Genomic DNA, 21,521 nt, shown 5'->3' with positions numbered 1-21,521 from the left:
TCCTCGGAGGGCTTTTTTGCGTGCGCCGCGTGTCAGAACAGGCTGCGCCGATCGGGATCGTGCAGCGGATCGGGCGATTTCTGCATCAGGCGCAGGACGCCCTCATCGTCGAAATAGAAGCTGTACATCAAGTACCAGAAGTTCGCCTCCATGTAGCGATACGTCCAGACTTCGCGCTTCATCAGCGGGTAATACGACGTTTCCACCGGCCGGCCGAAGTTCACGAGCACGTCTTTTTTGGTCCAGGTCCCGATTTGCGCCTTGTAGAACTCGTTCTCGTCGAGCACCTGCCGCACGTTGACGATCTTGCCGGAGGCGTCGATGTCCGCGGCGGTCGTGAATTCGCCGAGCGGCTGCGTCGGCCACATCAGCCGCTTGCCGCCGTTCGGCAGGTCGTAGACTTCGCGCGGCGGGCCGAGGCGGGCGATGATCGTCGAGGCATCCGCGCCTGCCTGATAGTTCTGCCACGGCTGCGCGCAACCGGCGAGCAGCAACGCCGTCCCGGCGCAGACGAGCGCGCCGCGCAGACGGTTGAGTGAGTGCAGCATTGAAGCCTCCACGTGCAGGTTCCTCGCGATGGCGAGGGTTTTTCTTCGCTTTGCTGGATTTTGACATGCGGCGCAAGAACCATGCGTCGCGCCGGCTTGCATCGCGCCCGCGCCGCAGCCTATGATCCGCGCTTTCATCTTCGGAAAGAGCGATGGCAAGCCTCAGTCTCATGAAGTCGCGCGCGCGGTGGCTGCGGATCGCGTTCACGTGCGTAGCCTTGACGTGCATAGCGAAGGCGAACGCCGCCGATCTTGCGCCCATCAAGCTCGCGATGATCGAAGGCATGTCCGGTCCGTTCGCCAACGCGGGCGCGGCGGTCGAGCGCAATCTGCGCTTCGGCGTCGAGCGGGTGAATGCGCGAGGCGGCGTGAAGCTGGCGGACGGCATGCATCCGCTCGAGCTCGTCGTGCTCGACGGCAAGGGCAGCAGCGAGGCGAGCCTCGTGCAGTTGCGCGCGGCCATCGACGAGAAGATCGGCTTCGTCATGCAAGGCAACAGTTCGGCGGTGGCGGCGGCGCTCGTCGCGGCCATCGACAAGCAGAACGAGCGCGAGCCGGACCACCGCGTGCTGTTCCTGAACTATTCCGCCGACGATCCCGCGCTCACCAACGACGCGTGCAGCTTCTGGCACTTCCGTTTCGATGCGCACGCCGGCATGCGCATGGACGCGCTCGCAGACGCGCTGCAACGCGACCGCGCCGTGAAGAAGGTCTATCTGCTGAATCAGGACTACAGCTTCGGCCACGACGTGAGCCGCGAGGCGCGGCGCGCGTTGCAGGAAAAGCGGCCCGACATTGCGATCACGGGCGACGAGTTTCATCCGATCGGGCGCGTGAAGGACTTCGCGCCGTATATCGCGAAGATTCGCGCGAGCGGCGCGGATGCCGTCATCACCGGGAACTGGGGCAACGACCTGACGCTGCTCGTGAAGGCGGCGCGGGAGCAGGGGCTCGGCGCGAAGTTCTACACTTTCTACGGCAACAGTCTCGGCGCGCCCGCCGCGCTCGGCGATGCCGGCGTGAAGCGCGTGATCGCGGTCGCCGACTGGCATCCGAACGCGGGCGGCGCGGCCTCCGACGCGTATTACCGCGCGTTCCGCGCCCGCTTTCCCGCCGCCTCCGACGATTACCTCGTGCTGCGCATGCCGCTCATGATCGACATGCTCGCCACCGCCATGACGCGCGCCGGCAGCGCGGACCCGCTCGCCGTGGCGCGCGCGCTCGAAGGCATGCAGTTCGACGGCGCCGGTTTTCATCCATCGACCATGCGCGCGTCGGATCATCAACTGATCCAGCCGCTCTACGTGATGGAGATGGACAAGGCCGGCACGCCAGGCGTGCGGTTCGACAACGAAGGTTCCGGCTACGGCTTTCGCACGCTGCTGTCGGTGCCCGCCGCCGACACCGCGCCTCCGACTACATGCAAAATGACGCGCCCGTCGCGTTGAGCGCATGGAGCCGTCCGCTCGGCGAAGCGCGGTGTGCTATACTCTGCGCTTCGTTTTTGGCTGGAAGCGGCGTTCTCAAGACGCGCAAACCTCGAAAACGAAGTGAATTGGGCGCGACTCGTCGAGTTGTCGAGTTGGGTCTGTCGACGCAAACCACGGCACGGCCTTTCTTCCGTGACCGCCTGTCTGTATCAAAGGAAAAGCAAATGTCCGTAGCAGAAATCAAGAAGTCCGACGTCGTCGCTGAATACGCGCGCGGCGCCAACGATACCGGCTCCCCCGAAGTGCAAGTCGCACTGCTCACGAGCCGCATCAACGAACTGACCATCCACTTCAAGGCCCACACGAAGGATCACCACAGCCGCCGCGGTCTGCTGCGCATGGTCAGCCGTCGTCGCAAGCTGCTCGACTACCTGAAGGGCAAGGATGCGGATCGTTACCGCTCGCTGATCGAAAAGCTGGGTCTGCGCAAGTAATTGGCCCCTGGCGTGGCTTCGCGGCCAGTGTTCTAACGAAGTGCCTGTGTCAGTTCGCTGATGCAGGCATTTTGTTTTTGCGCGATCCGCTCGCGAAGTGGTGCCGGATCGGTTTCATCGGCCGGCACTTCGTAGTTAGTCGTTCTCGGCAGTCATACGCTTTACCCGACACTCGGTCCAGCCTCGCGGCAGAGCTTTGTGTCATTCCAGCGCGGCCCCGCGGCCCGTTCGCGCGCCGCACTGGAATGGCATAACACACCTCTCACGCGCGGCCCGGGACCGTCCCGCCCAGCGCCGCAGAGACAGCTCACGCGCTCGACCGAAGGCGCGGCGCAATATAGAAGGAGTCGCAATGTTTAATAAGATCGTCAAAGAGTTCAAGTGGGGACAACACAACGTCCGCCTGGAAACGGGTGAAATCGCGCGTCAGGCAAGCGGCGCGGTGATCGTCGATGTCGAAGACACCGTGGTGCTCGCCACCGTCGTCGGCGCGAAGACGGCGAAGCCGGGCCAGGATTTCTTCCCGCTCACCGTCGACTATCTGGAAAAGACCTACGCCGCCGGCAAGATTCCGGGCGGCTTCTTCCGTCGCGAAGGCCGTCCGTCGGAAGGCGAGACGCTCATCTCGCGCCTGATCGACCGTCCGCTGCGTCCGCTCTTCCCGGAAGGCTTCTACAACGAAGTGCAGGTCGTGATTCACGTCCTGTCGCTGAATCCGGAAATCCCGGCGGATATCCCCGCGCTGATCGGCGCTTCCGCTGCGCTCGCCGTGTCCGGTCTGCCGTTCAACGGCCCGGTCGGCGCGGCCCGCGTCGCCTACATCAACAACGAGTACGTGCTGAACCCGACGCGCGCGCAGATGAAGGAATCGGCGCTCGATCTGGTCGTCGCGGGCACGGAGCGCGCGGTGCTGATGGTCGAATCCGAAGCGCAGCAGCTTTCGGAAGAAGTGATGCTCGGCGCGGTCGTGTTCGGCCACGAGCAGATGCAAGCCGCGATCGACGCGATCCACGAACTGGTCCGCGACGGCGGCAAGCCCGAGTGGGACTGGCAGCCGGCGCCGAAGAACGAGGCGCTGATCGCGCGCGTCACCGAAATCGCGAAGCCGGAACTCGAAGCCGCGTATCAGTTGCGCAACAAGCAGGCGCGCTCGACGAAGCTGAAGGAAGTCTATGCGGCGACGTCGGCGAAGCTCGCCGAGGAAGCGGCGGCATCGGGCACGGCGGCAGCGGATGCGGCCACCGTCGGCAACATTCTGTTCGATATCGAAGCGAAGATCGTCCGCTCGCAGATCCTGAACGGCGAGCCACGTATCGACGGCCGCGACACGCGCACGGTGCGCCCGATCGAAATCCGCACGGGCGTGTTGCCGCGTACCCACGGCTCGGCGCTCTTCACGCGCGGCGAGACGCAGGCGCTCGTGATCGCGACGCTCGGCACGAAGGGTGACGAGCAGAACATCGACGCGCTCGAAGGCGAATACCGCGAGCGCTTCATGCTCCACTACAACATGCCGCCGTTCGCCACGGGCGAAACCGGTCGCGTCGGTTCGCCGAAGCGCCGTGAAATCGGCCATGGGCGTCTCGCCAAGCGCGCGCTCGTCGCGTGCCTGCCGAGCGCCGACGAATTCGGCTACTCGATCCGCGTCGTGTCCGAAATCACGGAATCGAACGGTTCGTCGTCGATGGCTTCCGTCTGCGGCGGCTGTCTCGCGCTGATGGACGCCGGCGTGCCGATGAAGGCGCACGTCGCCGGCATCGCGATGGGCCTGATCCTCGAAGGCAACAAGTTCGCGGTTCTGACCGACATTCTCGGTGACGAGGACCACCTGGGCGACATGGACTTCAAGGTGGCCGGTACCGCGCAAGGCGTGACCGCGCTGCAGATGGACATCAAGATCCAGGGCATCACGAAGGAAATCATGCAGGTCGCGCTTGCGCAGGCGAAGGAAGGCCGCATGCACATCCTCGGCAAGATGACCTCCGCGGTGCCGGGCACGAACACGGAGCTGTCGGAATTCGCGCCGCGCATGATCACGCTGAAGATCAATCCGGAAAAGATCCGCGACGTGATCGGCAAGGGCGGTTCGGTGATCCGCGCGCTGACCGAAGAGACGAACACGACCATCGACATTTCGGACGACGGCGTGGTGACCATCGCGAGCACGAGCGCCGAAGGCATGGCCGAGGCGAAGAAGCGCATCGAGAACATCACGGCCGAAGTGGAAGTGGGCCAGGTGTACGAAGGTCCGGTGCTGAAGCTGCTCGATTTCGGCGCGATCGTGAATATCCTGCCGGGCAAGGACGGTCTGCTGCACATCTCGGAGATCGTCAACGAGCGCGTGAAGGACATCAACGATTACCTGAAGGAAGGCCAGGTCGTGAAGGTCAAGGTCATCCAGACGGACGAAAAGGGCCGCGTGCGTTTGTCGGCCAAGGCGCTCTTGAACGAAGCCGCGCAACAAACCGAACCGACGCAGCCGCAGCAGTAATGCGGTAATGTGTAGACGGCCGGCCGCATCTGCGAGCCGGCCGTTTTCTTGTAGGGCGTCAATTGGACGATGCGGGACTATGCATTGTCCGATGCGTCGCCGGACTCGATGGCACTGTGGAGCGTGGATTGCTCATCGCGTGCGCAGCGCCATCCGGTTCGAGCCGTTCGATCGATCCATCCCGCCATGCCCATTCAGGGGAATGTTATGAAGGCCGTCGAAATCACCGAGTTTGGCGCACCCGAAGTTCTCAAGCTGGGCGAGCGCCCGATGCCCGAAGCCGGCAAGTGCGAGGTGCTCATCAAGGTGGCGGCTTCCGGCGTGAACCGGCCGGACGTCTTTCAGCGCAAGGGCGCCTATGCGCCGCCGCCGGGCGCGTCCGATCTGCCGGGGCTGGAAGTGGCGGGCGAAATCGTCGACGGCGACCTCGATTCGAAGCACAACCCGTTCGGTCTCAAGAAAGGCGATCGCGTGTGCGCGCTGCTCGCGGGCGGCGGGTACGCGGAGTACGCCGTTGCGCCGCTGGAGCAATGCCTGCCAGTGCCAGCAGGCCTGTCCGATATCGAAGCGGCCTCGCTGCCGGAAACGTTCTTCACGGTGTGGAGCAACGTCTTCGAGCGCGCGCATCTCGGCTCGGGCGAAAACGGCGAGGAAGAGACGCTGCTCGTGCAAGGCGGATCGAGCGGCATCGGCGTCACGGCCATCCAGATTGCGCGCGCGCTCGGCTTTCGCGTCTTCGCGACCGCGGGCAGCGACGAAAAGTGCCGCGCGTGCGAGACGCTCGGCGCCGAGCGGGCGATCAACTACAAGACAGAGGATTTCGTCGAAGTGGTGAGGTCGCTCACGAACGATCGCGGCGTCGACGTGATTCTGGACATGGTCGCGGGCGACTATCTGCCGCGCGAGCTGAAGGCGCTCGCCGATGGCGGGCGCATCTGCGTGATCGCGCTCCTGGGCGGCGCGAAGGCGGAAATCAATCTCAACGACATTCTGCGTCGCCGGCTCGTCATCACCGGCTCGACGTTGCGTCCGCGGCCCGTCGCGTTCAAGGCGAAAATCGCCGCGAAGCTGAAGGAACGCGTGTGGCCGGAAATCGAGGCAGGGCGCATCAAACCGGTCATTCACCAGGTGTTCCCGGCAAGCGAGGCGGCGGCCGCGCATGCGCTGATGGAAAGCAGCACGCATGTCGGCAAGATCGTCCTTGACTGGACGGGAAACGGGCAACAAAGCGCGTCATAGACGCGAATCGGTTATCGGCGGTTTGACCGCGTTATCCGTAACACAGTAAAATCGCCCGTTTTGCAAGCAGTTCGCAGTTTGTAGCGGTTCATTCCCATAACGCGGCGGCTGATTGAAAAGCACGGCCGCTATAACTAAAGCGGCTGCGCAAGCCGCCGAGTGACGAGACAATGTCGAGACAACGAGCGAAACTGGTGGTCGGCAACTGGAAGATGCACGGCCGCATGCAGGAGAACGCGGTTTTGCTGACCGAAGTGGCGTCGGGGGCATCAGCTCTGCGAAACGGCGTGGACGTAGGCGTGTGCGTGCCGTATCCCTATCTCGCGCAGGCGCAGGCGCTGCTGGAAGGGTCGGTGGTGCGCTGGGGCGTGCAGGACGTGTCGGCCCATGCGCAAGGCGCGTTCACAGGCGAGGTCGCGGCCGAAATGACGCTCGACTTCGGCGCGACTTACGCGATCGTCGGGCATTCGGAGCGCCGCGCGTATCATCACGAAACGCCGGAACTGGTCGGCGCCAAGGCGCGGCGCGCGCTCGAGGCCGGGCTGACGCCTATCGTCTGTGTCGGCGAAACGCTCGACGAACGCGAGCGCGAGGCGACGGAGCAGGTCATCGGCGCTCAGCTGGATGCGGTGCTTCTCATGCTGAACGAGGAGCAGGCAGCGCGCATTGTCGTCGCGTACGAGCCGGTCTGGGCGATCGGCACCGGCAAGAGCGCGACGGCCGACCAGGCGCAGCGCGTTCACGCGTTCCTGCGCAAGAAGCTGGCGGAGAAGTGTGCCGCCGCAGCCGAAGTGCCGCTGCTCTATGGCGGCAGCGTCAAACCCGAGAACGCGCAGGAATTGTTCGGGCAACAAGACATCGACGGCGGGCTGATTGGCGGCGCGTCGCTGAAGTCGAAAGATTTTCTTGCGATCTGCCAGGCGGCGCGAACCGTGTTGCAATAAGCGGTTCGTGGCGAGAGCAGTCGAAAGAGCATGTCGCGACACGTGAGTGTTACGGAAACATCAAGATCCAGGTGAGTTGAAATGCTGTATTTGAAGACATTGATTATCGTCGTCCAGTTGCTGTCGGCGCTTGGCGTGATCGGGCTCGTGCTGCTTCAGCACGGAAAGGGCGCCGACATGGGCGCGGCGTTCGGCAGCGGGGCGTCGGGCAGTTTATTTGGCGCGACCGGCTCGGCGAACTTTCTTTCGCGTACCACGGCTGTGCTCGCCGCGATCTTCTTCATCACGACGCTCGCGCTCACGTACCTCGGAAGCTACAAGCCCCAGACTTCGGCCGGCGTGCTCGGCGCAGGTCCGACGTCTGCTTCGGCGCCTGCTGCGGCAGGAAAGAGCGCTTCGGCTCCGGTCAACGCGCCTGCGTCGGCTTCGGCTGGCCCCGCAGCTTCGTCCGCGCCGGGCGCCGACGTGCCGAAATAAACGCCAAAACAAATTTTCGCGAAATTCGTGTTTTGTGCGTTGAACAATTCGTGGGACCTAGTTATAATTCAAGTCTTGAAGCGATTCGCGGCAATTAAGAAGTTTGTTTTCCCGGATTGCAGTACAGTGCCGACGTGGTGAAATTGGTAGACACGCTATCTTGAGGGGGTAGTGGCGAAAGCTGTGCGAGTTCGAGTCTCGCCGTCGGCACCAAAAGTTATCCAATGCCAGCCGCATGCATCGCTTCGGCTGGCATTGTCACTTCTGGAGTACCCTTACGATATCGTTGATATCGTGAGCGGTCCCAAGTGAATCCCGTCGCCGGGTGGTCTGTCCCGGCAAGCATCTCAATCATCACTGACCGAAACTACCGATCAGAGGAAAGCCTTGAACCTCGCACCCTATTACCCCGTCTTCTTGTTTCTTCTGGTGGGCCTTGGTTTAGGTATAGCGCTGGTCAGCATCGGCAAGATTCTCGGTCCCAACAAGCCCGACACCGAAAAGAATGCCCCGTACGAATGCGGCTTCGAAGCATTCGAAGACGCGCGTATGAAGTTCGATGTGCGCTACTATCTCGTCGCAATTCTTTTCATCATCTTCGACCTTGAGACGGCGTTCCTGTTTCCGTGGGGCGTGGCCCTGCGCGACATCGGCTGGCCCGGCTTCATGGCCATGATGATCTTTCTGCTCGAATTCCTGCTCGGCTTCGCCTACATCTGGAGAAAGGGCGGTCTCGACTGGGAATGACGGGTAGATCACCGGATTCATGGGCGGCTTTGGCTGGCTGCTCATCTGGAGTGGAAATCAAATGAGTATCGAAGGGGTCTTGAAGGAAGGCTTTGTCACCACCACGGCTGACAAGCTGATCAACTGGACGCGCACCGGCTCCCTGTGGCCGATGACGTTCGGTCTCGCGTGTTGCGCGGTCGAGATGATGCATGCGGGCGCCGCCCGTTACGACCTGGACCGCTTCGGCGTGGTGTTCCGTCCGAGCCCGCGCCAGTCCGACGTGATGATCGTCGCCGGCACGCTGTGCAACAAGATGGCGCCCGCGCTTCGTAAGGTGTACGACCAGATGGCCGAGCCGCGCTGGGTCATTTCCATGGGTTCGTGCGCGAATGGTGGCGGCTACTACCACTATTCGTACTCCGTCGTGCGCGGCTGCGACCGTATCGTTCCGGTCGACGTCTATGTCCCGGGCTGCCCTCCGACGGCCGAGGCGCTGGTCTACGGCGTGATCCAGTTGCAGGCGAAGATTCGCCGCACGAACACCATCGCCCGTCAATAAAGGCCTGAGCCTCCCCAACTATGGCAAGCAAACTCGAGACCCTCAAAGCGAACCTCGAGGCGGCGTTTGGCGACCGTCTCCAGAACATCACCGAGTCGCTGGGTCAGGTGACGGTCGTCGTGAAGGCGGCCCATTATCTCGAAGTCGCGACGCGGCTGCGTGACGACCGCTCGCTCGGCTTCGAGCAGCTCATGGACCTCGCCGGCATCGACTATTCGACGTTCGGCGACGGCGTATACGAAGGCCCGCGCTTCGCGGCGGTCGTGCATCTGCTCTCCATCTCGAACAACTGGCGCCTGCGCGTGCGCGTGTTCGCTCCGGACGACGAAGTGCCGATCATTCCGTCGCTCGTCGATATCTGGTCGTCGGCCAACTGGTACGAGCGCGAAGCATTCGACCTGTACGGCATCGTGTTCGAAGGCCACCCCGATCTGCGCCGCATTCTCACGGACTACGGCTTCATCGGCCACCCGTTCCGCAAGGACTTCCCGGTCACGGGCTTCGTCGAAATGCGCTACGACCCGGAAGAGAAGCGCGTCGTGTATCAGCCTGTGACGATCGAGCCGCGCGAAATCACGCCGCGCGTGATCCGCGAAGATCGCTATGGTGGTCTGAAACATTAAGAGAGCGTCATGGCAGACATCAAGAACTACACGCTGAATTTCGGCCCGCAGCACCCTGCCGCGCACGGCGTGCTGCGCCTCGTGCTCGAACTCGACGGCGAAGTGATCCAGCGCGCCGATCCGCACATCGGCCTCTTGCATCGCGCGACCGAGAAGCTCGCCGAAACCAAGACCTTCATTCAGTCCGTGCCGTACATGGACCGTCTCGACTACGTGTCGATGATGGCGAACGAGCACGCCTACGTGATGGCCATCGAGAAGCTGCTCGGCATCGACGTGCCGATCCGCGCGAAGTACATCCGCGTCCTGTTCGACGAAATCACGCGCGTGCTGAACCACCTGATGTGGATCGGCTCGCACGCGCTCGACGTCGGCGCGATGGCGGTCTTCCTCTACGCGTTCCGCGAGCGCGAAGACCTGATGGACGTGTACGAAGCCGTCTCGGGCGCGCGCATGCACGCGGCGTATTACCGTCCGGGCGGCGTCTATCGCGATCTGCCTGACGCAATGCCGCAATACAAGGTCTCCAAGATTCGCAATGCGAAGGCGCTGGAGAAGATGAACGAGAACCGTCAAGGTTCGCTGCTCGATTTCATCGAAGACTTCTTCAATCGCTTCCCGGGCTATGTCGACGAGTACGAAACGCTGCTCACCGACAACCGTATCTGGAAGCAGCGTCTCGTCGGCATCGGTGTGGTGAGCCCGGAGCGCGCGTTGCAGCTCGGCATGAGCGGCGCCATGCTGCGCGGCTCGGGCATCGAATGGGATCTGCGCAAGAAGCAGCCGTACGAAGTCTACGATCAACTGGACTTCGACATTCCGGTGGGCGTGAACGGCGACTGCTACGACCGCTATCTCGTGCGCGTCGAGGAAATGCGTCAGTCCACGCGTATTGCCAAACAGTGCATTGCCTGGCTGCGCAAGAATCCCGGCCCTGTGATGGTCGATAATCACAAGGTTGCGCCGCCGTCGCGCGTCGGCATGAAGAGCAACATGGAAGAGCTGATTCACCACTTCAAGCTCTTCACGGAAGGCTTCCACGTGCCGGAAGGCGAGACCTACGCCGCGATCGAGCATCCGAAGGGCGAGTTCGGCATCTATCTCGTGTCGGACGGCGCGAACAAGCCGTATCGCCTGAAGATCCGCGCGCCTGGTTTCGCGCATCTGGCCTCGCTGGACGAGATGGCGCGCGGCCACATGATCGCCGACGCCGTCACGATCATCGGAACGCAAGACATCGTGTTCGGCGAGATTGATCGCTGATTCCGTCGTCCGCTCGCGCGGCGCGCTCGTCGGCCGGGCCGCCGTTGCGCTGAATCGAGCGCAAAGCGTTGAAGCAATTACAGGAAACCGCAGGACGCCAGGTCTGCCGCAATAAGATGCCCGCGGCAGGTTTTCGTTCGGTAGGAATTGAAAGAGTCGTGTCTGAAAATGATCTCAGCTGAAGGCCTGAAAGAAATCGATCGTGCGATCGCGAAGTATCCCGCCGAGCAGAAGCAGTCGGCGGTGATGGCCGCGCTTGCTGTCGCTCAGGAAGAGCACGGATGGCTCTCGCCCGAACTCATGAAGTTCGTCGCCGACTATCTGAGCATGCCGCCTGTCGCGGTGCAGGAAGTCGCCACGTTCTACACGATGTACGAGCTCGCGCCGGTCGGTAAGCACAAGATCACGCTCTGCACGAACTTGCCCTGCCAGCTCGGTCCGGACGGCGGCTCGGATAGTGCTGCTCAGTATCTCAAGCAGAAGCTCGGCATCGACTTCGGCGAAACCACGCCCGACGGCAAGTTCACGCTGAAAGAAGGCGAGTGCTTCGGCGCGTGCGGCGATGCGCCGGTCATGCTGGTGAACAACCACCGCATGTGCAGCTTCATGAGCCGCGAGAAGATCGACCAGTTGATCGAGGAACTTTCGAAATGACGTCTCTCCACGATCGTCACATCAAGCCGCTGATCCTCGCTGGCCTCAATGGCGAGAACTGGCATCTCGAAGATTACGTTGCGCGCGGCGGCTACAAGCAGCTGCGCCGCATTCTGGAAGAGAAGATTCCGCCCGAGCAGGTGATTGCCGACGTCAAGGCGTCGGGTCTGCGCGGTCGCGGCGGCGCGGGCTTCCCGACCGGCCTGAAGTGGAGCTTCATGCCGCGTCAGTTTCCGGGGCAGAAGTATCTCGTCTGCAATTCGGACGAAGGCGAGCCGGGCACGTTCAAGGACCGCGACATTCTTCGTTGGAACCCGCACGCGCTGATCGAAGGCATGGCCATCGGCGCGTATGCGATGGGCATCACCGTCGGCTACAACTACATTCACGGCGAGATCTGGGAAGTCTATAAGGTGTTCGAAGCGGCGCTGGAAGAAGCGCGCGCAGCCGGCTATCTCGGCGCGAACATCCTCGGCTCCGGGTTCTCGTTCGAGTTGTACGCTCACCACGGTTACGGCGCGTACATCTGCGGCGAAGAAACCGCGCTGCTCGAATCGCTGGAAGGCAAGAAAGGCCAGCCGCGCTTCAAGCCGCCTTTCCCGGCGAGCTTCGGCGTGTACGGGAAGCCGACCACCATCAACAACACCGAGACGTTCGCTGCCGTGCCGTTCCTGCTGGAAATCGGGCCGCAGAATTACCTCGAAATCGGCAAGCCGAACAACGGCGGCACGAAGATTTTCTCGGTGTCGGGCGACGTGAATCGTCCGGGCAACTATGAAATTCCGCTCGGCACGCCGTTCTCGACGCTGATGGAACTGGCCGGCGGCGTGCGCGGCGAGTCGATCAAGGCGGTGATTCCGGGCGGATCGTCGGCGCCGGTGGTGCCGGGTGAGATGATGCTCGCGACCGATATGGACTACGATTCGATCGCCAAGGCGGGTTCGATGCTCGGCTCGGGCGCGGTCATCGTCATGAACGAAACGCGGTGCATGGTGCGTTCGTTGCTGCGCCTGTCGTACTTCTATTACGAGGAGTCGTGCGGTCAGTGCACGCCTTGCCGCGAAGGCACGGGCTGGCTGTATCGCGTGGTGCATCGCATCGAGCACGGCCTCGGCCGCAAGGAAGACCTGGATCTGCTGAATTCCGTCGCCGAAAACATCATGGGCCGCACGATCTGCGCGCTCGGCGATGCGGCGGCCATGCCGGTGCGCGGCATGCTGAAGCACTTCTGGAACGAATTCGAATATCACGTCGAGCACAAGCACTGTCTCGTCGGCGGGCACGCGCATCATGCGGCGTCCGAGGCGCTTACCGCGTAATCAGGCGCACAGTCAGTTGCGCGAAAGAGGTTGAGGACCATTCCCCATCATGGTTGAACTAGAAATTGACGGCAAGACGGTCGAGGTGCCCGAAGGCAGCATGGTGATCCAGGCTGCGCATAAGGTCGATACGTACATTCCTCACTTCTGCTATCACAAGAAGCTGTCGATCGCGGCGAACTGCCGGATGTGCCTCGTCGAAGTCGAAAAGATGCCGAAGGCCGTCCCCGCGTGCGCCACGCCCGTTTCGGCCGGCATGGTCGTGCGGACCGCCTCCGACAAGGCCGTGAAGGCGCAACAGTCGGTGATGGAGTTCCTGCTGATCAATCACCCGCTGGATTGCCCGATCTGCGATCAGGGCGGCGAGTGCCAGTTGCAGGATCTGGCCGTGGGTTACGGCAAATCCCAGTCGCGCTACAACGAAGAAAAGCGCGTGGTGTTCCACAAGAACGTGGGTCCGCTCATCTCGATGGAAGAGATGACGCGCTGCATCCACTGCACGCGCTGCGTGCGCTTCGGCCAGGAAATCGCCGGCGTCATGGAACTCGGCATGCTGGGCCGCGGCGAGCATTCGGAAATCACGTCGTTCGTCGGCAAGACGGTGGATTCGGAACTGTCGGGCAACATGATCGACCTTTGCCCGGTCGGCGCGCTGACCAGCAAGCCGTTCCGCTACAGCGCGCGGACGTGGGAACTGTCGCGCCGCAAGTCGGTGAGCCCGCACGATTCCGTCGGTTCGAACCTGGTCGTCCAGGTGAAGAACAACCGCGTGATGCGCGTTCTGCCGATGGAAAACGAAGCCATCAACGAATGCTGGATCTCGGACAAGGACCGCTTCTCGTACGAAGCGCTCAATAGCGACGAACGTCTCACCACGCCGATGCTCAAGCAGGGCGGCAAGTGGATCGAAACGGACTGGCAGACGGCGCTCGAGTACGTGGCGAAGGGCATCAAGGGCATCAAGGCGGATCATGGCGCGAACGCCATCGCCGCGCTCGCGACGCCGCATAGCACGGTCGAAGAACTGTATCTGCTGAAGCAGTTCGCGGAAGGCGTCGGCTCGCCGAACGTCGATTTCCGTCTGCGTCAGAACGACTTCTCCGCGCCGGTGGGCGCGGGCGCGCCGTGGCTCGGCGTGAAGATCGCGGACCTGTCGAACGTCGATACGGCGTTCGTCATCGGGTCGTTCCTGCGCCGCGATCATCCGCTCTTCGCCGCGCGTCTGCGTCAGGCTGCGAAGAACGGCGCAATGCTCACGTTCTTGAACGCGAGCAACGACGACTCGCTGATCCCGACCGCGCATCGTCTGGTCGCTGCGCCCTCGGCATGGCTCGACCAGCTCGCGGGCATCGCGGGTGCGATCTCCGAAGCGCGCGGCGTCGCGCTGCCGGACGCATTCGCCGGTCGCGAAGTGTCGGCTGCCGCGAAGGACGTGGCGGCTTCGTTGTCGGCGGGCGAGAAGCGTGTCGTGCTGCTCGGAAATGTCGCGGTCCAGCATCCGGACTTCGCGCAGATTCAGGCAGCGGCGCAGTGGATCGCCGACAACACCGGCGCGACGCTCGGCTTCCTGACCGAAGGCGCGAACTCGGTCGGCGGCTATCTCGTCGATGCGCTGCCGGGCGAGGGCGGTCTCGACGCCCGCGCGGCGTTCGAACAGCCGCGCAAGGGCTACGTGCTCTTCAACGCGGAGCCGGAACTCGATGCGGCCAACCCGGCGCAGGCCGTCGCGGCGCTGAAGGCAGCCGAGATGGTGGTCGTGCTGTCGCCGTTCAAGCACGGCATGGAGTACGCCGACGTGCTGCTGCCCATCGCGCCGTTCACGGAAACGTCGGGCACGTTCGTCAACGCGGAAGGCACGGCGCAGTCGTTCAACGGCGTCGTCCGCGCATTGGGCGAGACGCGTCCGGGCTGGAAGGTACTGCGCGTGCTGGGCACGATGCTCGGCCTGCCGGGCTTCGAATTCGACACGGCGGAAGAAGTGCGCGTCGCGGCGCTCGGCACGGGCGATCTCGCCGCGCGTCTGTCGAACAAGACGACGGTCGCACCGAAGCGCGCTGCATCGAACATTTCGGTGAAGGGCGGCTTCGAGCGTCTCGCCGATGTGCCGATTTATCACGCCGACCCGCTCGTGCGCCGCGCGCCGTCGCTGCATCTGACGGCAGCGGCGCGCGACGCGAATGTCGCCGGCCTGCCGACGACGCTCTTCGACAAGCTCGGCCTGAAGGACGGCGACGCCGTGCGCATCAAGCAAGGCGACCTGTCGGTTGTGATGCCCGCAGTTCGCGACGCGAACCTGGCGGAAACGGTGGTGCGCGTGTCGGCGGCTACCGCGGCTGGCGCCGCACTCGGCGGCCTGTTCGGTGAACTGGTAGTGGAGAAGGCGTAAATGGGCTTGTTCGATACGATCAACGCAGGCGGCACGCAGCTTCTGGGCGTTGCCTGGCCGACCGTGTGGGCGCTGGTGCGCATCCTCGTGGTTGCGGTGGTGATCCTGCTGTGCGTCGCGTACCTGATTCTCTGGGAACGCAAGCTCATCGGCTGGATGCACGTGCGTCTCGGTCCCAACCGCGTCGGCCCGGCAGGCTTGCTGCAGCCAATCGCGGACGTGCTGAAGCTGCTGCTGAAGGAAGTCATTCAGCCGACGCAGGCGAGCAAATGGATCTACGTCATCGCGCCGATCATGACCGTGGTGCCGGCCTTCGCGGTCTGGGCGGTGATTCCGTTCCAGGCGAAAGCCGTGCTCGGCAACATCAACGCGGGTCTCCTGTACATCATGGCGATCTCGTCGATCGGCGTGTACGGCGTGATTCTCGCGGGCTGGGCGTCGAACTCGAAGTACGCGTTCCTCGGCGCCATGCGCGCAGCGGCGCAGATGGTGTCCTACGAAATCTCGATGGGCTTCGCGCTCGTCGTGGTGCTGATGGTCGCGGGCACGCTGAACATGTCGGATATCGTCGCTTCGCAGCAGCGCGGCATCTTCGCGGGCTTCGGCGTCAACATCCTGTCGTGGAACTGGCTGCCGCTTCTGCCGATGTTCGTCGTGTACTTCATCTCGGGCATCGCTGAAACGAACCGTCACCCGTTCGACGTCGTGGAAGGCGAATCGGAAATCGTCGCGGGTCACATGATCGACTACTCGGGCATGGCGTTCGCGCTGTTCTTCCTCGCCGAGTACATCAACATGATCGTGATCTCGGCGATCGCGACGACCCTGTTCCTGGGCGGCTGGGACGCGCCGTTCGGCTTCCTGTCGTTCATCCCGGGCGTGTTCTGGTTCGTGCTCAAGGTTTTCTTCCTGCTGTCGGTCTTCATCTGGGCCCGCGCGACGTTCCCGCGCTACCGCTATGACCAGATCATGCGTCTCGGCTGGAAGGTGTTCCTGCCGGTCTCGGTAGTGTGGGTGGTCGTGATCGGCTTCTGGATCATGTCGCCGCTCAACATCTGGAAGTAGTCGGACGAACCCAGGACAAGAGCGGACCAAACATCATGAACGCAATTCAGAACTTCTTTAAGACCTTCTTCCTGACCGAACTGCTGAAGGGTCTGGCGCTGACGGGCCGTTACACGTTCCAGCGCAAGATCACGGTGCAGTTCCCGGAAGAAAAGACGCCGGTGTCGCCGCGCTTTCGCGGACTGCACGCGCTGCGCCGCTATGAAAACGGCGAAGAGCGCTGCATCGCGTGCAAGCTGTGCGAAGCGGTGTGCCCGGCGCTCGCGATCACCATCGAATCGGAAACGCGCGCGGACAATACCCGTCGCACGACGCGCTACGACATCGACCTGACCAAGTGCATCTTCTGCGGCTTCTGCGAAGAGAGCTGCCCGGTCGATTCGATCGTCGAGACGCATATCCTCGAATATCACGGCGAAAAGCGCGGCGATCTGTATTTCACGAAGGACATGCTGCTTGCAGTGGGCGATCGCTACGAGACGGAAATCGCCGCATCGAAGGCGGCCGACGCGCCTTACCGTTGATGCGAAGCGGAAGCCGGCGTCGCGCCGGCGTCCGAGTCGAAGTCAAAGCGATTTTGCTGTTGATGTTGGCGCGTTGCGCCGCGCGCTGACACACCCTGCCTGATGATGGCCTAACGATGAACCGGTAATCATGGAATTCACAACCGTACTGTTCTATATCTTCGCGCTGCTGTTGACCGTGTCCGCGCTGAAGGTGATCACCTCGCGCAATCCGGTGTCATCCGCGCTCTTTCTCGTGCTCGCGTTCTTCAACGCGGCCGCGATCTGGATGCTGTTGCAAGCCGAATTCCTCGCGATCCTGCTGGTTCTCGTGTATGTCGGCGCGGTGATGGTGCTCTTCCTCTTCGTCGTGATGATGCTCGACATCAACATCGACGTGCTGCGGCGCGACTTCAGGCGTTTCGTGCCGCTCGCGACCATCGTCGGCGCGATCATCGTCATCGAAACGGCGCTGATTCTGTGGCACGGCTACGGCGCGACGGTCACGCCGCTGCGCGATGCGGGCACGGCTGCCGCGGGCGCCGGCGTGAGCGGCGCGGCGCTGATGCCGAATACGCAGCTCATCGGCAAGGTCATTTACACGGACTACATCTTCGCGTTCGAAATCGCGGGTCTGGTGCTGCTGGTGGCGATCATCGCGGCCATCTCGCTGACCGTGCGCGACAAGAAGGACAAGAAGACGCAAACCGTCAGCAAACAAGTGAAGGTTCGCCGTCAGGACCGTGTGCGCCTCGTCAAGATGCCGGCCGAAACGCAGGCGCCGGATGCAACGGTGGAACCTGCCGTGACCGGCAACATCGGCGCGGGCGTGGTGGATAACAAGGGCTGAGCGCGAAGGAGAGAACAAACATGTTGAGTCTTGCCCATTACCTCGTGCTCGGCGCGATCCTTTTCGCGATCAGCATCGTTGGCATCTTCCTGAACCGCCGCAACGTCATCATCATCCTGATGGCCATCGAACTGATGCTGCTTGCGGTGAACACCAATTTCGTCGCGTTCTCGCACTATCTGGGCGACGTGCACGGCCAGATTTTCGTGTTCTTCGTCTTGACCGTGGCCGCTGCGGAAGCCGCGATCGGTCTCGCGATTCTCGTGACCCTGTTCCGTAGCCTCGACACGATCAACGTCGAGGACCTCGATCAGCTCAAAGGTTAATTTCAGGCTAGGCTGTTATGTCCACGACACTCAATGAAAACCTCCTGCTCGCGGTCCCGCTGGCTCCGCTCGCGGGCTCGCTGATCGCGGGGCTGCTCGGGAAGACGGTGGGGCGCAAGGGCTCGCACCGCGTCACCATTCTCGGCGTCTTCATCTCGTTCATCCTGTCGGCCTTCGTCTTCTACGACGTCATGATGGGCGCGAGCTTCAACGGCACCATCTACGAATGGATGACGATGGGGTCGCTGAAGATGGAAGTCGGCTTCCTCGTCGATTCGCTGACGGCGATGATGATGGTCATCGTGACCTTCGTCTCGCTGATGGTGCACATCTACACCATCGGCTACATGGCGGAAGAAGACGGCTATCAGCGCTTCTTCTCGTACATTTCGCTGTTCACGTTCTCGATGCTGATGCTCGTGATGAGCAACAACTTCCTGCAGCTTTTCTTCGGCTGGGAAGCGGTGGGTCTCGTCTCGTATCTGCTGATCGGCTTCTACTTCACCCGTGAAAGCGCGATCTACGCGAACATGAAGGCGTTCATCGTCAACCGCGTCGGTGACTTCGGCTTCCTGCTCGGCATCGGCCTGCTGCTGGCGTTCGCGGGTTCGCTGAACTATGGCGACGTCTTCGCGCAGGGCGAAAAGCTCGCGGCCATGACGTTCCCGGGCACGAGCTGGGGCCTGCTGACCGTTGCGTGCATCTGCCTCTTCATCGGCGCGATGGGTAAGTCCGCGCAGTTCCCGCTGCACGTGTGGCTGCCGGACTCGATGGAAGGCCCGACGCCGATCTCCGCGCTGATTCACGCGGCAACGATGGTGACGGCCGGTATCTTCATGGTCACGCGCATGTCGCCGCTCTTCGAGCATTCGGATGCCGCGCTGTCGTTCGTGACGGTCATCGGCGCGATCACGGCGTTGTTCATGGGCTTCCTCGGCGTCGTGCAGAACGACATCAAGCGCGTGGTCGCGTATTCGACGCTCTCGCAGCTCGGCTACATGACGGTCGCGCTCGGCGTGTCGGCGTACCCGGTTGCGGTGTTCCACTTGGGCACGCACGCGTTCTTCAAGGCGCTGCTGTTCCTCGGCGCGGGTTCGGTCATCATCGGCATGCACCACGACCAGGACATGCGCAACATGGGCGGGCTGGCCAAGTACATGCCGATCACCTGGATCACGTCGCTGATCGGTTCGCTGGCGCTGATCGGCACGCCGTTCTTCTCGGGCTTCTATTCGAAGGATTCGATCATCGATGCGGTCAAGCTCTCGCATCTGCCGGGTTCGGGTTTCGCGTATTTCGCGGTGGTAGCGAGCGTCTTCGTCACGGCGCTGTATTCGTTCCGCATGTACTTCCTCGTGTTCCACGGCAAGGAGCGCTTCCGCGGTCCGAAGCATCCCGATTCGCCGATGGGCGCCGAAGAGGCGACGCACGGCCAGGGCCACGGTAGCGAAGGTCACGCTCACGGTCACGGTCACGATGACCACGGCCACGGCCACGGCCACGGCCACGCACACGAGCCGCACGAAAGCCCGTGGGTCGTTACGCTGCCGCTGATCCTGCTGGCGATTCCGTCGGTCATCATCGGCGCGATCATGATCGGCCCGATGCTCTTCGGCGACTTCTTCTCGCACGGCGTGGTGTTCGACAAGGTGATCTACATCGCCGAGAACCACGAAGGCATGCGTGAAATGGCCGAAGAGTTCCACGGCTGGTTCCCGATGGGTCTGCATTCGGTCGCAGGACTGCCGGTGTGGCTCGCGCTCGCGGGCGTGATCGTCGCGTGGTTCCTGTACATGAAGCGCCCGGATCTGCCGCCGGTCATCCGCCGCCGCTTCGGCCCGATCTACACGCTGCTCGACAACAAGTACTACTTCGACAAGATCAACGAAGTGGTCTTCGCCCGGGGCGCGGTCGCCATCGGCCGCGGGCTGTGGAAAGAGGGCGATGTGGTCGTCATCGACGGCGTCGTCAACGGCAGTGCGCGGTTCGTCGCCTGGTTCGCCGGTGTGATCCGCTTCCTTCAATCCGGTTACATCTATCACTACGCGTTCGCCATGATTATCGGCATGTTGGGGCTCTTGACCCTGTTTGTAACGCTCGGCGGCAAATAAGGCGAGGGACCCTATGCACTCTTTTCCGATTCTCAGTGTCGCGATCTGGCTGCCGATCATCTTCGGCGTCCTGGTCCTGGCTGTAGGTTCTGACCGTAACCCGGCGCCCGCGCGCTGGGTCGCGCTGATCGGCTCGGTTCTCGGTTTGATCGTGACCCTTCCACTGATCACCGGCTTCGATACGTCGAGCGCCGCGCTGCAATTCGTCGAACAGGCGAACTGGATCGAGCGGTTCAACATCACGTATCACCTGGGTGTCGACGGCATCTCGATGTGGTTCGTCGTGCTGACCGCGCTCATCACCGTGATCGTCGTGATCGCCGGGTGGGAAGTCATCACGGAGCGCGTCTCGCAGTACATGGCCGCGTTCCTGATTCTCTCCGGCATCGTGATCGGCGTGTTCTCCACGGCCGATGGCCTGCTGTTCTACGTGTTCTTCGAAGCCACGCTCATTCCGATGTACATCATCATCGGCGTGTGGGGCGGCCCGAATCGCGTGTATGCGGCGTTCAAGTTCTTCCTGTACACGCTCGCCGGCTCGCTTCTGATGCTGGTCGCGTTGCTGTACCTGTACACGCAGACGCACACGTTCGACCTCGCCACGTGGCAAGCCGCGAAGATCGGCATGACACCGCAGGTGCTGCTCTTCATCGCGTTCTTCCTGGCGTTCGCCGTGAAGGTGCCGATGTGGCCGGTTCACACCTGGCTGCCGGATGCGCACGTCGAAGCGCCGACGGGCGGTTCCGTCGTGCTGGCGGCGATCATGCTGAAGCTCGGCGCATACGGTTTCCTGCGCTTCTCGCTGCCGATCGCGCCGGACGCGAGCCACTTCCTGGCGCCGGTCGTCATCACGCTGTCGCTGATCGCGGTGATCTACATCGGCCTCGTCGCAATGGTGCAGGCCGACATGAAGAAGCTCGTCGCGTACTCGTCTATCGCGCACATGGGCTTCGTCACGCTCGGCTTCTTCATCTTCAGCCAGCTCGGCGTGGAAGGCGCGATCATCCAGATGATCTCGCACGGCTTCGTCTCGGGTGCGATGTTCCTGTCCATCGGCGTGCTGTACGACCGCGTGCATTCGCGTCAGATCGCGGATTACGGCGGCGTCGTGAACACCATGCCGAAGTTCGCCGCATTCTCCATGCTTTTCGCGATGGCCAACTGCGGTCTGCCGGGCACCTCGGGTTTCGTCGGCGAGTTCATGGTGATTCTCGCTGCCGTGAAGTTCAACTTCTGGATCGGCTTCCTCGCCACGTTCACGCTGATTCTCGGCGCGGCCTACACGCTGTGGATGTACAAGCGCGTGTATTTCGGCGCGGTTGCGAACGACCACGTCGCGAAGCTCGCGGACATCAACAAGCGTGAGATGTTCATGCTGCTCGTGCTCGCGCTGTTCACGCTCTATATGGGCCTGCATCCGAAGCCCTTCACCGACGTGATGCACGAGTCGGTGGCAAACCTGCTCTCCCACGTCGCGCAGTCCAAGCTGCCGCTGGCTCAGTAACGCCGT

General features: G+C 62.6%; 20 protein-coding genes and 1 tRNA gene. 20 read left to right on the top strand and 1 reads right to left on the bottom strand.

The window, feature by feature from the left end; genetic code table 11:
- Positions 1 to 32: 32 nt before the first annotated feature.
- Positions 33 to 548 carry a hypothetical protein gene (locus tag NCR34_RS08855; protein WP_250499614.1) on the bottom strand — a complete coding sequence of 172 codons (516 nt, stop codon included), beginning with the start codon at positions 546 to 548 and terminating at the stop codon, positions 33 to 35.
- Positions 549 to 718: 170 nt separating this feature from the next.
- Between NCR34_RS08855 and NCR34_RS08850 the strand changes: the two genes are divergently transcribed.
- The 20 genes from NCR34_RS08850 (at position 719) to NCR34_RS08755 (ending at position 21,515) form a co-directional block, all read left to right on the top strand.
- Positions 719 to 1,996, top strand: a complete 1,278-nt coding sequence (locus NCR34_RS08850) for a branched-chain amino acid ABC transporter substrate-binding protein (protein ID WP_502800066.1) — start codon at positions 719 to 721, stop codon at positions 1,994 to 1,996.
- Positions 1,997 to 2,202: 206 nt separating this feature from the next.
- On the top strand, positions 2,203 to 2,472 hold the full coding sequence (rpsO, locus tag NCR34_RS08845; protein ID WP_175944121.1) for a 30S ribosomal protein S15: 270 nt from the start codon (positions 2,203 to 2,205) through the stop codon (positions 2,470 to 2,472).
- 352 nt (positions 2,473 to 2,824) lie between these two features.
- Positions 2,825 to 4,963, top strand: a complete 2,139-nt coding sequence (gene pnp, locus NCR34_RS08840) for a polyribonucleotide nucleotidyltransferase (RefSeq protein ID WP_175944119.1) — start codon at positions 2,825 to 2,827, stop codon at positions 4,961 to 4,963.
- Between the two features lie 207 nt (positions 4,964 to 5,170).
- A complete protein-coding gene (locus NCR34_RS08835; protein WP_250499612.1) occupies positions 5,171 to 6,202 on the top strand; it encodes an NAD(P)H-quinone oxidoreductase in 1,032 nt (343 codons plus the stop codon).
- Positions 6,203 to 6,372: 170 nt separating this feature from the next.
- Complete coding sequence (gene tpiA / locus NCR34_RS08830) at positions 6,373 to 7,146, top strand: triose-phosphate isomerase (RefSeq protein WP_250499611.1); 774 nt, start codon at positions 6,373 to 6,375, stop codon at positions 7,144 to 7,146.
- 81 nt (positions 7,147 to 7,227) lie between these two features.
- Complete coding sequence (secG, locus tag NCR34_RS08825; protein ID WP_250499610.1) at positions 7,228 to 7,623, top strand: preprotein translocase subunit SecG; 396 nt, start codon at positions 7,228 to 7,230, stop codon at positions 7,621 to 7,623.
- Positions 7,624 to 7,751: 128 nt separating this feature from the next.
- Positions 7,752 to 7,836 (top strand) — tRNA-Leu (locus NCR34_RS08820).
- A 174-nt stretch (positions 7,837 to 8,010) separates the two neighbouring features.
- The gene (locus tag NCR34_RS08815; protein ID WP_040051564.1) at positions 8,011 to 8,370 is read left to right on the top strand and encodes an NADH-quinone oxidoreductase subunit A; all 360 of its coding nucleotides are present in this window, start codon (positions 8,011 to 8,013) and stop codon (positions 8,368 to 8,370) included.
- Positions 8,371 to 8,431: 61 nt separating this feature from the next.
- Complete coding sequence (locus NCR34_RS08810; protein WP_006052903.1) at positions 8,432 to 8,911, top strand: NuoB/complex I 20 kDa subunit family protein; 480 nt, start codon at positions 8,432 to 8,434, stop codon at positions 8,909 to 8,911.
- Positions 8,912 to 8,931: 20 nt separating this feature from the next.
- Positions 8,932 to 9,534 (top strand): NADH-quinone oxidoreductase subunit C, encoded by a 603-nt coding sequence (locus NCR34_RS08805; RefSeq protein WP_244846717.1) that lies wholly within the window; start codon positions 8,932 to 8,934, stop codon positions 9,532 to 9,534.
- Between the two features lie 9 nt (positions 9,535 to 9,543).
- Positions 9,544 to 10,797 carry an NADH-quinone oxidoreductase subunit D gene (locus NCR34_RS08800; protein ID WP_175944108.1) on the top strand — a complete coding sequence of 418 codons (1,254 nt, stop codon included), beginning with the start codon at positions 9,544 to 9,546 and terminating at the stop codon, positions 10,795 to 10,797.
- A gap of 168 nt (positions 10,798 to 10,965) precedes the next feature.
- Entirely contained in the window at positions 10,966 to 11,451 is a 486-nt protein-coding gene (nuoE, locus tag NCR34_RS08795; RefSeq protein WP_206466578.1) for an NADH-quinone oxidoreductase subunit NuoE, read from the top strand.
- The gene (gene nuoF, locus NCR34_RS08790) at positions 11,448 to 12,770 is read left to right on the top strand and encodes an NADH-quinone oxidoreductase subunit NuoF (RefSeq protein ID WP_175944104.1); all 1,323 of its coding nucleotides are present in this window, start codon (positions 11,448 to 11,450) and stop codon (positions 12,768 to 12,770) included. The genes nuoE and nuoF overlap by 4 nt, the downstream gene beginning before the upstream one ends.
- 49 nt (positions 12,771 to 12,819) lie before the next feature.
- Complete coding sequence (gene nuoG / locus NCR34_RS08785) at positions 12,820 to 15,156, top strand: NADH-quinone oxidoreductase subunit NuoG (RefSeq protein WP_250499609.1); 2,337 nt, start codon at positions 12,820 to 12,822, stop codon at positions 15,154 to 15,156.
- Positions 15,157 to 16,221 (top strand): NADH-quinone oxidoreductase subunit NuoH, encoded by a 1,065-nt coding sequence (gene nuoH, locus NCR34_RS08780; RefSeq protein WP_175944100.1) that lies wholly within the window; start codon positions 15,157 to 15,159, stop codon positions 16,219 to 16,221.
- A 35-nt stretch (positions 16,222 to 16,256) separates the two neighbouring features.
- Complete coding sequence (gene nuoI / locus NCR34_RS08775; protein ID WP_159836462.1) at positions 16,257 to 16,745, top strand: NADH-quinone oxidoreductase subunit NuoI; 489 nt, start codon at positions 16,257 to 16,259, stop codon at positions 16,743 to 16,745.
- Positions 16,746 to 16,875: 130 nt separating this feature from the next.
- The gene (locus NCR34_RS08770) at positions 16,876 to 17,574 is read left to right on the top strand and encodes an NADH-quinone oxidoreductase subunit J (RefSeq protein WP_175944098.1); all 699 of its coding nucleotides are present in this window, start codon (positions 16,876 to 16,878) and stop codon (positions 17,572 to 17,574) included.
- A gap of 20 nt (positions 17,575 to 17,594) precedes the next feature.
- Positions 17,595 to 17,900, top strand: a complete 306-nt coding sequence (gene nuoK / locus NCR34_RS08765; RefSeq protein WP_007588140.1) for an NADH-quinone oxidoreductase subunit NuoK — start codon at positions 17,595 to 17,597, stop codon at positions 17,898 to 17,900.
- A gap of 17 nt (positions 17,901 to 17,917) precedes the next feature.
- Positions 17,918 to 20,011: an NADH-quinone oxidoreductase subunit L gene (gene nuoL, locus NCR34_RS08760; RefSeq protein ID WP_250499608.1), complete on the top strand. Its 2,094-nt coding sequence runs from the start codon at positions 17,918 to 17,920 to the stop codon at positions 20,009 to 20,011.
- 13 nt (positions 20,012 to 20,024) lie between these two features.
- A complete protein-coding gene (locus NCR34_RS08755) occupies positions 20,025 to 21,515 on the top strand; it encodes an NADH-quinone oxidoreductase subunit M (RefSeq protein ID WP_250499607.1) in 1,491 nt (496 codons plus the stop codon).
- Positions 21,516 to 21,521: the final 6 nt, after the last annotated feature.

The sequence above is a fragment of the Caballeronia sp. GAWG1-5s-s genome (assembly GCF_023631445.1).
GTDB lineage: Bacteria > Pseudomonadota > Gammaproteobacteria > Burkholderiales > Burkholderiaceae > Caballeronia.
The sequence above is the reverse complement of the archived record's forward strand: the minus strand, read 5'-3'. Positions and strand labels throughout refer to the sequence as shown.

Bases quoted from the DNA above. Each gene is read 5' to 3' on its own strand.
- nuoI (WP_159836462.1), top strand. From the start codon at position 16,257: ATGAACGCAATTCAGAACTTCTTTAAGACCTTCTTCCTGACCGAACTG.
- NCR34_RS08850 (WP_502800066.1), top strand. From the start codon at position 719: ATGAAGTCGCGCGCGCGGTGGCTGCGGATCGCGTTCACGTGCGTAGCC.
- nuoK (WP_007588140.1), top strand. From the start codon at position 17,595: ATGTTGAGTCTTGCCCATTACCTCGTGCTCGGCGCGATCCTTTTCGCG.
- nuoG (WP_250499609.1), top strand. From the start codon at position 12,820: ATGGTTGAACTAGAAATTGACGGCAAGACGGTCGAGGTGCCCGAAGGC.
- NCR34_RS08855 (WP_250499614.1), bottom strand. From the start codon at position 548: ATGCTGCACTCACTCAACCGTCTGCGCGGCGCGCTCGTCTGCGCCGGG.
- tpiA (WP_250499611.1), top strand. From the start codon at position 6,373: ATGTCGAGACAACGAGCGAAACTGGTGGTCGGCAACTGGAAGATGCAC.
- NCR34_RS08810 (WP_006052903.1), top strand. From the start codon at position 8,432: ATGAGTATCGAAGGGGTCTTGAAGGAAGGCTTTGTCACCACCACGGCT.
- NCR34_RS08800 (WP_175944108.1), top strand. From the start codon at position 9,544: ATGGCAGACATCAAGAACTACACGCTGAATTTCGGCCCGCAGCACCCT.
- NCR34_RS08755 (WP_250499607.1), top strand. From the start codon at position 20,025: ATGCACTCTTTTCCGATTCTCAGTGTCGCGATCTGGCTGCCGATCATC.
- NCR34_RS08770 (WP_175944098.1), top strand. From the start codon at position 16,876: ATGGAATTCACAACCGTACTGTTCTATATCTTCGCGCTGCTGTTGACC.
- NCR34_RS08835 (WP_250499612.1), top strand. From the start codon at position 5,171: ATGAAGGCCGTCGAAATCACCGAGTTTGGCGCACCCGAAGTTCTCAAG.
- NCR34_RS08805 (WP_244846717.1), top strand. From the start codon at position 8,932: ATGGCAAGCAAACTCGAGACCCTCAAAGCGAACCTCGAGGCGGCGTTT.
- secG (WP_250499610.1), top strand. From the start codon at position 7,228: ATGCTGTATTTGAAGACATTGATTATCGTCGTCCAGTTGCTGTCGGCG.
- nuoL (WP_250499608.1), top strand. From the start codon at position 17,918: ATGTCCACGACACTCAATGAAAACCTCCTGCTCGCGGTCCCGCTGGCT.
- nuoE (WP_206466578.1), top strand. From the start codon at position 10,966: ATGATCTCAGCTGAAGGCCTGAAAGAAATCGATCGTGCGATCGCGAAG.
- nuoH (WP_175944100.1), top strand. From the start codon at position 15,157: ATGGGCTTGTTCGATACGATCAACGCAGGCGGCACGCAGCTTCTGGGC.
- rpsO (WP_175944121.1), top strand. From the start codon at position 2,203: ATGTCCGTAGCAGAAATCAAGAAGTCCGACGTCGTCGCTGAATACGCG.
- pnp (WP_175944119.1), top strand. From the start codon at position 2,825: ATGTTTAATAAGATCGTCAAAGAGTTCAAGTGGGGACAACACAACGTC.
- nuoF (WP_175944104.1), top strand. From the start codon at position 11,448: ATGACGTCTCTCCACGATCGTCACATCAAGCCGCTGATCCTCGCTGGC.